This is a genomic window from Symplocastrum torsivum (assembly GCF_059505465.1).
Genome location: NZ_JCACKQ010000126.1, coordinates 26,657 through 39,411, shown reverse-complemented (window position 1 = coordinate 39,411; position 12,755 = coordinate 26,657). Strand labels below are relative to the sequence as shown.

Sequence of the window (12,755 nt, the reverse complement as noted above, 5' to 3'; positions counted from 1 at the left end):
ACCAAAGGAAATAAGAGATGGACACAAGCGTAGCCAATTTGCGTCATGAGTATACCTTCCAAGGGTTAAGTGAAATGGATGTACATCCCAATCCATTTGAGCAATTTAAAACCTGGTTTGAGCAAGCGGTAGCTGCTCAGTTGCCAGAACCCAATGCGATGACAATTGCTACTGTTACCGCCGATGGCAAGCCTTCCGCTCGAATCGTGTTATTGAAGGATTATGATGAACGGGGCTTTGTCTTTTATACCAACTACAAAAGTCATAAGGGGCAGCAGTTGGTCGAGAATCCTTGGGGAGCGATCGCATTTTGGTGGGCCGAGTTAGAACGACAGGTACGGATTGAGGGGCGTGTTGAAAAGGTTTCACCCGCTGAATCTGATGCGTATTTTCATAGCCGTCCAATAGGCTCTCAGCTTGGCGCTTGGGCTTCTAATCAAAGTCAAGTCATTGAAAGTCGTGAGGTATTGGAGCAACAGTTACAGAAGCTTAAGGAAGAATACGACAACAAAGAAGTTCCCCGTCCGCCTCATTGGGGAGGTTTTCGGGTAATCCCCAGTGAAATAGAGTTTTGGCAAGGGCGTCCCAGTCGGCTACATGATAGGTTGCTCTACCAGCGTAGTGAAGATGGAAGTTGGAAAATTCAACGCCTATCGCCTTAGGTTTGAGTAAAGTCGAGGAAGCAAGAGCAGGGCTTTGCGTAGCTTCGATTTTCCGAAATCTGGACTGGATAAGGTGATAGGGTAACTTTTATACTTTTTGCAGCTTTCTCCCTCCTCTTCACGATGCCTTCCCAAAACAGACGCAGCTTTAGTCAGCAAATTGTTCGTGTTTGGCAAGAGCAGGTTCATGCTAAATTCCCCTTGCTACTGACAACCATCCCGATTACAGGATTAATTGTTGCTATTTTGTCAGTTTGGGGCTTTCTTGAACTTGCCGATGAAGTGTTGGAGAAGCAAACTAAAGCAATTGATACAAATATTCTGTTAGCGATTAAGCCCATGCATACACCGTTACTCGATTATGTGATGCATGGGTTCTCGTTTGTGGGGGGCACAGTGGTTGTTACTTTGGTGTGCCTGGGTTTAGGAGTAACGTTTTGGAGGCGACGGCGTAAGGCAGAATTTAAGGCGTTAGCGATCGCAGCCATTGGTGCAGTCAGCTTAAATCTTCTGATTAAATTCATGTTTAATCGCGATCGCCCTGAATTATGGGAACTGGTTGAGGGGAAAACCCACACCTCTAGTTTTCCTAGTGGTCATGCGATGATGTCACTGGTCATTTATGGATTGGTGGGTTATTTGCTAGCCGTTCGCTTTCCTCTCTGGCGGTGGTGGATTGCGATCGGAACGATTCTGCTTGTTGCAATCATTGGCTTCAGTCGGCTTTATTTAGGTATTCACTGGCCCACGGATGTGGTGGCAGGCTACGCAGCAGGACTGATTTGGCTTGCCACGGCTATCCTCTATTTGGAAGTACACAAGGACAATTACCCAGTATCCTGCTACAGCAACGTTGAGTGGTGAAGAGGTAGTGCCTGGGTTTACATTGGTTCTAAAAATGGTACTGTAAAGGTGAGTTCTTTCTACAATTTCACTCAACCTTGTACAGGCGCAAACCTTCTCTCGCATCTACATTAAACTTCAACCCCACTTCCATTCCACTGGTTATTTTCACTGTCTCCTGATCAACGTCATTAATCCGAATACTCTCAATCGTAGCGAACTGGCAATACGCCTCACCAACTAAAAAAAGGCTTCCTCTGACTGACAAAGTAGTTTCCTCAACGTTTGCTACCGCAGCCCTGGGTTTTTTAAACCACTGTGTAATTCGCCCAATCTCTCTAACCTGCCCTATTGATTTCTGCCGCTCAATAACCTGATAAGTTACCAACTCAGCCAGCGCTTGACACAAAGTCTCGATAAATTCACATAATTCCAGCAGCGCGTTTGAACCCAGAAAGTTGTCTATAACAGTGCCGTGGGCTGCTTCATTCCGATAGGTAATCAGTTCATTGAGTTCTCCTTCGGCAGTGTTTTCACTCACCCGAACCTCCAAGAAATGCTTTACGGCTCTATGCTTCTCCACCCAGCCCCAAGCATTTTGAATTCCAGCGTCAGCTAACAATTTTTCCAGCACTCCTTTCCATAAATTCTGCTCGTGCAAGAGAAACGCATCGGGCAGCAGCGCGTATTCCTCTTCACCAGTCACCCCACGAAATAAACCTTGAACAACCTGGTCAATGGAAAGGTGTTCAAACCTGTTCTTCTTTAGGTCACACAGTAAACGGCCCACGCCTGTCCGGTGAGTATTCTGGATTGTTTCTTCAAGATCTACATAACGTGGAAATATACTCGGCAGAAGCCGTACCCAATCGGTGATTAAGTTCTCAACAAAACGTTCATAGATGGCGTACAAATGTGTAACCACTGCACAGTGATCGTACACTCGCCACTCCGTTACCCCTGGGACGCCCTTCATGAGTACGGTCAGTTCTGTGTCCTCGTCCGATTGCTGTCTTGTTACAGAACCCTTTCCAAACACGATTTCTCTAAGCCTCTCATTAGTCTGGATGAGCGCCCGGACAGTGGAAGTCTTTACCTTGACTGTATTGAGAAGCTCCTGAAACATCGCTATTTATTCTCCGATGACTTGCGAAAGCATGTCATCGAATAGTCTTAGTCGCTCCTGGATATCAGCCTTAGTCCTTCCCGCACCTATCAATAGTTTTGATTCATCCTTTCTAAAAAGCTCTTTTGTCTTTTCAATCACTTTTAACTTCTGCTTAACTAACACATTTGCGTTGGGTAAATTCCTGCTCAAGCCCACCATAACGGCATCATAATAAGCTTTATGAGCGCGATTCTTCCATGTGTTAGATTCTGGATCAAAGGGCTTGAATAAAGTCTTTCCGTAAATGGTATCAGCTAGAGCGAGTGTTTCTAAAAAAAGGTTTTTGAGGAACTTGATATCTTCATCGGAGAACTTCAGACTTCTTATCATATAGAGGTTAAAAAATCTCTCCAGTCCACTCTGAAAGTTATCGGCGTGCCGCAGAGCGAAGAAACGAAGAATCAATTCCGCATCTTCCATCTTTTGATACAACTTGTTTTTAGCCAGTTTATTCGATACTGCCTCTGTTTTTTCATAAGCTTCTATAGGGATGCCCCAAGCCGCAGTAAATATAGGATGACGCGCCAGTTCGAGCAATAGTGAGTTGAACTTTCCCTGATACAAACAATTGCGTACCTCTTGCGAACTTAAATCCACCCCTCCATTATTAAGGCGCTCGAAGGTAAGCTGCTTTAGGAGTAGCGCTTCTTCAGGATTAGATGCCGACTCTGTGATAAGTACTATAGATGAGATGGATCGACGATCAATCCCTGCCCGAATTTTCCCAGGAAGCTCAGCGTAGTTACGTCCATTCAGTTCTGGCCAAAGTTCGAGTCCAGTCAGCTTGAGCCGATTTTCGTAAAAAGCCTGAATAGCGCTGATTCTCTGTTGACCATCCATCACCTCATACGAGTTAAACTTCGTCTCGTAAAGAACAATTGGAGGGACAGGAATGTTTATGAGAAAAGACTCGATTAGTCGTGATTGCATTTTTGAATCCCAACGCGCCCTTCTTTGATAAAAGGGTCGTAAATCCATATAGTCAGGCTTTTTTAATGCTTCCACAAAGTTAGGAAGCTTTTCACGATTGATTTCGGTGAGTATTCTTTGTTCTCCTTTCTCGTATTTGGCGTTTATCTCACCATCAGACATTTCGCTGCGGTTTTTGGAGGGTGATACCTCCCACATTTTTTCTTCAGTTGGCGCTAACGGCATCTTCTACATTCTCCAGAGAATAACATTAAAAATATTTATAAGATTTAAAAAATAGCTGTGTTCATCGAATAAAGATATCACCCCGGCTATCATGTATGGAATTTTTTAACCGTTCTAAAAGAATACTAAGATTTCAAATAAGAAATACTATTAATGTGTGCTGCTAAGCTTTTTTTCCCGATTACCCACTTACTCCTCCACTACCTCCAACAAATCTTCAATCAACACATCAAACGTCCGAGCCAACTTTCGTAGGGCAGCTAAGTCAGCCATCACCATTCCTTGGGACACGGCATAAGTTTTGATTGTGCTATATGACACTCCTGAGCGTTCAGAAAGCTCCTTCAGTGTCCAGCCTTCTCTAGCGGCAAACTCTCTAATCCGCAACCTTATCAATTCTGTTCTTGACATAGAGTTTAAATTTAAACTAGAATGCCTTGTCAATTAAAAAGCGATCGCTTCCGGTCTCGCAAACTTAAAGCGATCGCTAATTGCACAAAAACCCCAATCAAGGGGAAGTATCTACTATGGTATCAACACTAGAGCCTAGAGCAAGGGCTGTTCATCCTTTATTTAGCTCGTTTTGTCACAAAAGAAGCGATTCTCTACTCCTCAATCTCAATACCGAAGAACGAAAAACGAAATTGGCTCGGTAAGTCTGACATTAGCGATTTAGCGGTTAATAACTGCTAATCTGTCCAGCCTGAACTGTAAGAATTTGAGAAGAGTTCAGCCACTGGGAGTCAAAAGCACCCAAGTGTGTTGTCGTAATCAAGGTCTGAAATCGGTCTTGAATAGTATCAAGTAGCTGATTTTGACGACTTAGGTCGAGTTCTGCTAAGACATCATCAAGTAGCAGCAGTGGCGGTTCACCCACGACTTCTTCAATTAGCTGAAGTTCTGCCAACTTCAAGGCGAGTACAAGTGTCCGTTGCTGACCTTGTGAACCATAAGACCTTGCCGGAGTTTCGTTGATGATAAACTCAACTTCATCTCGGTGAGGGCCAACCAGAGTTGTACCGTGAGTATGTTCAGGAATTCGGCGTTGTTTGATTTTGTCTAAAAAAGCTTGCTGCACTCCCTCTGAATCGCCTTTTTCAATGCTGACATTGGGAGCATAGGTTACTTCTAGTAACTCAGTTGCTCCGCTAATACTGGTGTGCCATGTGGTGGCGAGTGGGGCAAGTCGTTCCAGAACTCTTGCTCGCCGCCGCGTCACTCGTGAGCCAGTGGTTGCGAGTTGGGCATCCCACAGCGCTAGTTCGTCAATAGAGTCTCTGGTTGATAACTCATCAATTTTGCCTTCTAACTCTTGCTTGCGGAGTTTTTTGAGGAGGGCGTTACGCTGTCGCAGCACTTGGTTATATTGCTGCAAGATGTAGGCGTAGATAGGTTCTAGTTGAGTGAGTATCAAATCCAACCAATTGCGACGCCGTTCTGGTGCGCCCCGCACAAGTTCCAAATCTAGGCTTGAGAACTGCACGGCATTGAGGATGCCCAAAAAGTCTAGCTGGCGACGTAAGGATTCTTGATTGAGAGCAACAGTACGCCGTCCTTGAGTACGAAGAGTTAAAGCTAGCTCCACTGGGCCATAGGCACGTTCTAGATTAGCCTGAATTTGACCAACAGCCGCGTCTTCCAAAACGAGATCGCGATCGCGTACTGAACGATGACTCTTGAGAGTTGAGAGTAACTCCACTGCCTCCAGCAGATTCGACTTCCCCTGAGCATTATTCCCCACCAAAATTGTCTTCGGGGCATCGAAATCGACTACACAATCCCGATAATTGCGAAATTGTCTGAGGTGCAGAGTTTTTAGATACATTTTGGCATTGGTTATTGGTCAATCGTTATTGGTTGTTTGTTATTGGTTATTGGTCAAACAACTAATAACAAACAACGAACCACTAACCACTAACAACTGACTTAAGAGCGACGAGAGTAGTAAAAACGGAAAAACAGCTTCTCTAGCTCCACCCAAACCAACAGTAAGCTGCTAAAGGCAAAGCAGATACCAAGTTCCTGCAAGCTCAAGAAGTGAGTGCCAAAGAAATCTCGTAAGAACGGAACGTAAACCAGGGCTAACTGCAACGCTGTCGTTACAAGCACAGCCCAGAGCAAATAGGGGTTAGTAAAGGGATTGAGTTCTATCACCAACCGATTGTTAGAGCGAACCGCCAAAGCGTGACCCATTTGGGCAAGACAGAGAGTGGTAAACACCATCGTTTTCCAAGTATCTGGACCTCCTGGCCCGTTATAACCAGGTGCATGGGTATAGTTATAAGCCCATACCATCAAGGCAATGCTGATAATCGCAAAAACAATACCGATGCGAACCATGTAAGAGCCTAGTCCTCTAGCAAAGATACTTTCGCGAGGACTAAAAGGAGGACGTTTCATCACATCCGGTTCCGCCGGTTCTACCGCCAGGGCGAGGGCAGGTAAACCATCAGTGACGAGGTTCATCCAAAGGATTTGTAACGGGGTAAGGGGAACACCACCGAGTCCAAGCAGTGGTGCCGCAGCAATCGTTAAAACTTCCCCAATATTGCTACCCAGGATGTATTTGATAAAGCGGCGGATGTTCATGTAAACAACCCGACCTTCTTCTGTTGCCGCAACAATCGTGGCAAAGTTGTCATCGAGGAGTACCATGTCGCTAGCTTCTTTACTCACGTCAGTGCCAGTAATCCCCATAGCGATACCAATGTCTGCTTGCTTAAGCGCAGGAGCATCGTTCACACCATCGCCTGTCATCGCGGTGAATTTACCACGACTCTGAAGGGCTTGGACAATCCGTAGCTTGTGTTCTGGAGAAACACGGGCATAAATACTGACATTTTCGACTTGTTGCTCTAGTTCCTCCTGGCTAAGGCGTTGTAATTCCGGACCTGCCAAAACGCGATCGCCTACTTTCGCAATCCCTAAATCATGCGCGATCGCTTGTGCTGTTAGCTGGTGGTCACCCGTAATCATCACTGCCCGAATGCCGGCTTCACGACATTTTGCCACCGCGTCCCGCACTTCTGGACGTGGCGCATCCAACATTCCCACCAGTCCCAGCCAGATTAACTCTCGCTCTGTCGCTTCATCTGAGCCTTCCGGCGGCTTGGTATCCAAAGGTTTATAGGCAAAGCCCAACACCCGCAAACCTGCACCTGCCATCTGGTTATTCTGCTCCAATATCAAAGAGCGCTCTTCGTTGCTAAGTGCTTGGGTAGCGTCGCCTTGCTGGTAGGTGGTACAACGCTCCAAAATCAGTTCAGGTGAACCCTTGGTAAACATGATGAAGGGTGAATTTTGCGCGGGACGGGCGACGTTTTGAGTACTTCCTTCACAAATCACACTCATCCGCTTACGTTCTGAGGAAAAGGGAAACTCCTCAACCCGTTTGAGTTGGCGGTTCAATGGTTCCTTTTCCAAACCCGCTTTCCCTGCTAAGGAAAGCAACGCGCCTTCAGTCGGGTCACCTAAAATTGCCCACTCGCTCTCAAAGCTTTTTGTCGCCTTACCTTTGCCATTCTCCTGCCGTTGGGGTTCTTCACGTTGCAATAGGGCATCATTGCACAGCACACAGGCAAGCAGCAGCGTTTGTAGTTCTGGATTCTGCTCAGGTGTAGTGGGCTGATTGTTGATTCTAAACTCCCCTTGGGGGGCGTAACCTTCACCTGTGACGCTGAACGTCTGTCTCCCGGTGGCAACTTTCTGCACCACCATTTTGTTTTGTGTCAGTGTGCCAGTTTTATCTGAGCAAATCGTCGTGACACTTCCCAAAGTTTCCACAGCCGGCAGTTTGCGGATTAGGGCATGGCGACGCACCATCCGCTGCGTTCCTAGTGCAAGGGTGACTGTAATGACTGCTGGTAGACCTTCTGGAACAACCGCGACGGCCATCGACAGAGAAACTTCCACCAACTCTTGCAAGACACCCCAATCGAGTCTATTCGACTTGAAGTAAGAGGCTGCCATGCCACCCACGATGACTATTGCTACTAGAATAAGTGAGCCAGTGACGAGAACATTACCCAGTTGAGTCATCCGCCGCTGCAAGGGGGTTGGTTCACTTTCCACAGATTGCAGCATTTCGGCAATTTTGCCTAATTCTGTCCGCATCCCTGTGCCTGTGACGAGTACAGTACCTCGTCCCTGGACAACTTCAGTTCCCTGATAGACCAAGTTAATGCGATCGCCTAACGGTGTTTCTTCATTCAGGTGTATGTCTACCTTCTTGTTTACCGCTTGGGCTTCTCCTGTGAGTGCCGCCTCTCGTATCTGAAGATTTGATTCCTCAATTAGACGCCCATCGGCTGACACCTGAACCCCTGCTTCCAGAAGCATGATATCTCCTGGCACCAGTTCCTTTCCATCTATTTCAAAGGTTCTGCCGTCCCGAATCACTCTAACCTTGGGGGAAGAAAGGCTTTTAAGTGCCGCTAGCGCTTGTTCTGCACGGCTTTCCTGGAGATAACCTAGGACACCGTTGAGGATAACAATCAACAAAATGGCGATCGTATCTTTGAAGGGAATACCCTCAAATGACCCTTGTCGCAGTGCCAACAGGTCTAGAAGTCCTGAGATGAGGGCTACCGCAATCAGCATCAATAACATGATGTTTTTGAACTGATCAAGGAGAATTTCCCAAGAACTACGGCCTGCGGCTTCTTCTAGCTCATTGGAACCATATTGCTGCAATCGCTCTTGTACTTGTTGAGAAGTCAGACCGGTTTCTGGGTTGCTGCCGAACTCTGACAGCGTCTTCTCAGCGTCTAGGGTATACCAGGGAGTTGCCAGATCAGGTAAGGAATTTGAACGTGTCGATGGAGTCACGGGAATGTTTTCTTAAACACGATACGAAATCAATCATATTCTTAAACCCAAAGCCTCGACAAAGACTAGTTCTTTCCCGGTTCCTCTCTGCGCTTAGTTTATCAAGCGTCGGGTTGTATATTTTTTAACGGAGGAAGCACCGGGAAATCTGGCACAAATACTTCCAACGCTTTGGGAACAACGTGGAATTTCGCTGGAGTGTATGTGACAATTTCACCATCAGCATTGATCGGCTGAGGTTTACGAGTATAAATTTCAAATTCTTTGCCCTGAAGAGTACGTACACCCTGTAAATTAGCCTGTCGTCCTCTCCACATGGCTGGTAATAACACAAAAATCTGCCACCAGTGATGATACTCCAAACTATATAAATCCAAGCGTTCATCGTTAATGGCCGCATCATCAGCCACTGCCATGCCACCGCCATAGTAGCGCCCGTTACCAACGGCAATTTGTACAGTTTTTACAGAAATTGACTCTCCACGCAGACGAATCTGAGCCCGAAAGGGTCGAGCTTTCCAAATCACTCGAATCGCCGTCACCGCATACGCCAAGACTCCCCAAACACGCTTGGCTTCTTTGTTCAGTTGCCTTGTAATTTGTACACTCAACCCAAGACTCGCGACATTAAAGAAATGTTTATCGTTAACCTTTCCTAAATCAATCCGCTGGCTTTGACCTGCCGCAATTACCTGGCAAGCTTTGGGTATTGATTGGGGAATCCTCAGAGTACGGGCGAGGTCATTAGCCGTTCCTAATGGCAAAATTCCTAAGGGGAGTTGAGTATCGACTAAGCCCTCTATAGCGGCATTTAAGGTGCCATCGCCACCACCGATGATTACTATGTCAACGCGATCGCGATAACTCCGGATAATGTCTGATAGCTGCTGGGTTTGATCGGTTGGCTCTTCAAAAAGTTCAAAGCCCAGCGATTGCAACTGCGTCACCACTTGGGAAAGAGTGTCGTGTCCTCGCCGAGAGTGATGATTTACCAGCAACAGCACTCGTTGCTTCATGCTGCCCCTCATCTTTGTTAAAAGTACTGTAATAATCCCACAAAATATTGGAAAAACAACTGCAATAGCTATAGATACTTAGCTCGACTTTGATGCTTTACCGAGAGAAAAACAGGCTGAGGTAAGAATACTTCCTAGAGCTTTGTTTAGTGAAAAAATTTTTGATGAAGACTGGCTCAATGTTACAAAAATTAAGGCTTGCAACCGTAAACGGATGATATTAGGCGCGAGAACAATAAGGCGATTGCTAATCGCACTACCCCTCTTTACTGCCCTTAGTGTTACACCAATCGCTGCTACACCCATCGTCCCAGCGGCAGATGGTACAGGTACTCTCATCACGCCTGAGGGCAACCGTTTTGACATCACTGGTGGTACAACGTCGGCTGATGGCACGAACCTCTTCCACAGCTTCACGCAGTTTGGTCTAGATTCTCATCAAATCGCTAACTTTCTTTCCAACCCAGCCGTTGTAAATATTCTGGGACGTGTTACAGGAGGAGAGGCTTCAGTAATCGAGGGTTTGCTGCAAGTCAGTGGCGGCAATTCCAATTTATTTCTAATGAATCCAGCCGGGATAGTTTTTGGCGCAAATGCCCAACTCAATGTCCCTGCTGACTTTACCGCTACGACTGCTACAGGTATCGGGTTTAGTGATAATAGCTGGTTTCAGGCAGTGGGTTTTAATAACTATGCCTCACTTATCGGCACACCTAATACCTTTAACTTTGGGACAACAGGAACACCAGGGGCAATTTTAAACACGGGTAATCTCGCGGTAGGAGAAGGGCAAAATCTCTCGTTACTGGGCGGTACTGTTATTAGTACAGGACAGCTGACAGCACCGAACGGGAACATCATTGTCACCGCCGTGCCAGGGCAAAATCTCGTGCGTCTTTCTCAACCAGGACATCTGCTGAGTTTAGACATTCAACCCAATAACCTCATCACGGCTGACCCAAACTCACCAGGGGGCAACTCAGGGGAGATTGTCCCTACTCCTGCCTCCTTAGCAGAGTTATTGACGGGTGGTAACACAGGTCATGCTACAGGTGTTGTGGTAAACGGCAATCAGGTTGCTCTAACAAGTTCGGGATTAGAGATTGAGAACGGTGATGTAGTGGCAAAGGGTGTAACGGTAGGAAATGCATTTCTTTGGGCAAATCATGACCTGACATTGGTAGAGAGTCAGCTACAAACGACTAGTAACTTGAATTTACTGGCACAGAACATCGTGCGAGTGCGCGATAGTGTCGCGAATTCTTTCCTCGCCCAAGCCGGGGGAAATCTTTACATTCAGGGCAATCAGGGAATTGATATTCTCGCACTGAATCATCTTTACCAGACGCCATTTACCAGTGGCGGGAATCTCAGTTTAGTAAGCGATCGCATTATCTCCGGTGATGCTCATTTTTCAAGTGGTGGAAGTTTCTCAATTCTCAACTTGGCAGGACAAGGCGGCAATTTTGTTAGTCTCTACGACCCAATTATCACAGCGATCGGGGATGTCAGGTTTGGTGATTACACAGGTGCTTCCCTAAAGGTAGAAGCAACAGGCAGCATTACAGGTGGAAACATCACAATCACGCAAGCCGATACCGCTTTAACAGGACTAGACCCGGATATTGCTATTTTGGCGGGTAGTCCTTCGCTGATATTGAGGGCAGGATTGGACTTTGACGAACTGCAAAATCCTACCAATGTTCCACCCGATTTTGTCACGCCAGAAGGAACGTTTACCTCGGTTGGAGAAGCGTCAGGTGGAAGAATTACGGTAGGGAATATAACCACAGCAGGTGGACCAATAATTTTGGCGGCTCCCTTGTCGATTAATCTTACTGGAGAAGCGATCGCCTCAAATGGTGGCAATATCACTTTCGATGGCCCAGTCATCCTTTACAGCGAGGAGACTACTATCAACTCAGCAGGGGGCAACATCGCGTTTAATAGCACCGTGGATGCGGCTCACACCTACGAATATGTGGCTGACCCCTTGAATTGGATCGATGCACTAAATGCCGCTCAAGAAAGAACATTTAAAGGTCAACAAGGTTATCTGGTGACGATTACCTCAGAAGCAGAAAATGCCAAAGTTTTTACACTAGTGCAAGAAGGCAGAAGATAGGAGGCTCTTATGCAGAAGCAATATTGCTTTTACAGTAAGCCTTTTAGCCAATGTCCAACTGGATAGTTATTTCCGCCGCGCTGCACTAGGGATTCCGGGTGGTCTTGGTGCTTGGATTGGTGCGAGTGACGAAGCAGAAGAAGGCACTTGGCGATGGGTAACCGGACCAGAGGCAGGAACGGTATTTTGGGAGGATGGAACCAAAATTGGCTACACCAACTGGGGGAATGGTCAACCAGGCAACGACGAGCCACCAGTCGGAGATCTAGGAGGCGAAGATTACGCGGAATACGTTCAGATAGACACACAAACATGGAATGACTTAGCCTCTACCCTCCGCCAGCAGGGTTATGTAGTTGAGTACAACGCGGGAACAGCAATTCTGAACCTAGAAGCGGGTGCGGGCAATATCAACTTTAGTGATGCTGTCGGTGGAAACACCAGTTTAGGTGGCTTGACGATTACTAACGCGAACAATGTGACAGCCACCTCGCCCATCGCTGCTGACAGCCTTACCCAATTAGCTGGGACAGGTATCACCACTCTACAGAACATTCAGACGACGGCTGCTAGCGGAGTCAACCTCACAACAACAACTATCCAGTTGGAAGGTGGAATTACATCGAATGGTGGTTTGGTAAATCTGACCGCAAGCAACGATATTACTACTAGTGATATTGCTTCATCTGGTGGTTCTGTGAATCTGATCGCGAACAATGACATTACTACTAGTAATATCACTTCAGTGGGTGGAGGAATTAGCCTCACGAGTACAAGCGGTGGTGCGATTAATACGAGTACTGGGACACTTGACTCTAGCTCGATTAACGGTAACGGCGGTGCGATCGCTTTTGACTCAGACGGCAATATTACAGTCGGGAATCTGAACTCTTCTTCTGGTACAGGTAACGGCGGTGCGATCGCTTTTGACTCAGACGGCAATATTACAGTCGGGAATC

The 12,755-nt window shown here is 46.7% G+C and carries 11 protein-coding genes; 4 read left to right on the top strand and 7 right to left on the bottom strand.

What is annotated here, in order from left to right; all coding sequences use genetic code 11:
- Positions 1–17 precede the first annotated feature (17 nt).
- Positions 18–662 carry a pyridoxamine 5'-phosphate oxidase gene (gene pdxH, locus AC5JL3_RS31535; protein WP_496078211.1) on the top strand — a complete coding sequence of 215 codons (645 nt, stop codon included), beginning with the start codon at positions 18–20 and terminating at the stop codon, positions 660–662.
- A gap of 123 nt (positions 663–785) precedes the next feature.
- Positions 786–1,526, top strand: a complete 741-nt coding sequence (locus AC5JL3_RS31530; RefSeq protein ID WP_496078210.1) for a phosphatase PAP2 family protein — start codon at positions 786–788, stop codon at positions 1,524–1,526.
- A gap of 67 nt (positions 1,527–1,593) precedes the next feature.
- On the opposite strand, the gene AC5JL3_RS31525 is transcribed toward AC5JL3_RS31530, so the two are convergent.
- From AC5JL3_RS31525 to AC5JL3_RS31500, 6 genes are all read right to left on the bottom strand, one after another.
- The gene (locus tag AC5JL3_RS31525) at positions 1,594–2,631 is read right to left on the bottom strand and encodes an MAE_28990/MAE_18760 family HEPN-like nuclease (RefSeq protein ID WP_496078209.1); all 1,038 of its coding nucleotides are present in this window, start codon (positions 2,629–2,631) and stop codon (positions 1,594–1,596) included.
- A gap of 6 nt (positions 2,632–2,637) precedes the next feature.
- On the bottom strand, positions 2,638–3,828 hold the full coding sequence (locus AC5JL3_RS31520) for a GmrSD restriction endonuclease domain-containing protein (RefSeq protein WP_496078208.1): 1,191 nt from the start codon (positions 3,826–3,828) through the stop codon (positions 2,638–2,640).
- 189 nt (positions 3,829–4,017) lie between these two features.
- Positions 4,018–4,239 carry a helix-turn-helix domain-containing protein gene (locus AC5JL3_RS31515; protein ID WP_496078207.1) on the bottom strand — a complete coding sequence of 74 codons (222 nt, stop codon included), beginning with the start codon at positions 4,237–4,239 and terminating at the stop codon, positions 4,018–4,020.
- A gap of 268 nt (positions 4,240–4,507) precedes the next feature.
- Entirely contained in the window at positions 4,508–5,653 is a 1,146-nt protein-coding gene (recF, locus tag AC5JL3_RS31510) for a DNA replication/repair protein RecF (RefSeq protein WP_192218050.1), read from the bottom strand.
- Positions 5,654–5,754: 101 nt separating this feature from the next.
- Positions 5,755–8,655 carry a cation-translocating P-type ATPase gene (locus tag AC5JL3_RS31505; RefSeq protein WP_496078206.1) on the bottom strand — a complete coding sequence of 967 codons (2,901 nt, stop codon included), beginning with the start codon at positions 8,653–8,655 and terminating at the stop codon, positions 5,755–5,757.
- Positions 8,656–8,756: 101 nt separating this feature from the next.
- Positions 8,757–9,671: a lipid kinase gene (locus AC5JL3_RS31500; protein ID WP_496078205.1), complete on the bottom strand. Its 915-nt coding sequence runs from the start codon at positions 9,669–9,671 to the stop codon at positions 8,757–8,759.
- A gap of 214 nt (positions 9,672–9,885) precedes the next feature.
- Here AC5JL3_RS31500 and AC5JL3_RS31495 point away from each other — a divergent pair, with 214 nt between their 5' ends.
- Complete coding sequence (locus AC5JL3_RS31495; protein ID WP_496078320.1) at positions 9,886–11,796, top strand: two-partner secretion domain-containing protein; 1,911 nt, start codon at positions 9,886–9,888, stop codon at positions 11,794–11,796.
- Between the two features lie 66 nt (positions 11,797–11,862).
- Here AC5JL3_RS31495 and AC5JL3_RS31490 read toward each other — a convergent pair whose 3' ends face one another.
- Entirely contained in the window at positions 11,863–12,000 is a 138-nt protein-coding gene (locus AC5JL3_RS31490) for a hypothetical protein (RefSeq protein ID WP_496078204.1), read from the bottom strand.
- 250 nt (positions 12,001–12,250) lie between these two features.
- On the opposite strand from AC5JL3_RS31490, the gene AC5JL3_RS31485 reads away from it, so the two are divergent.
- A partial coding sequence (locus AC5JL3_RS31485; RefSeq protein WP_496078203.1) for a hypothetical protein occupies positions 12,251–12,755 on the top strand: 505 nt, incomplete at its 3' end.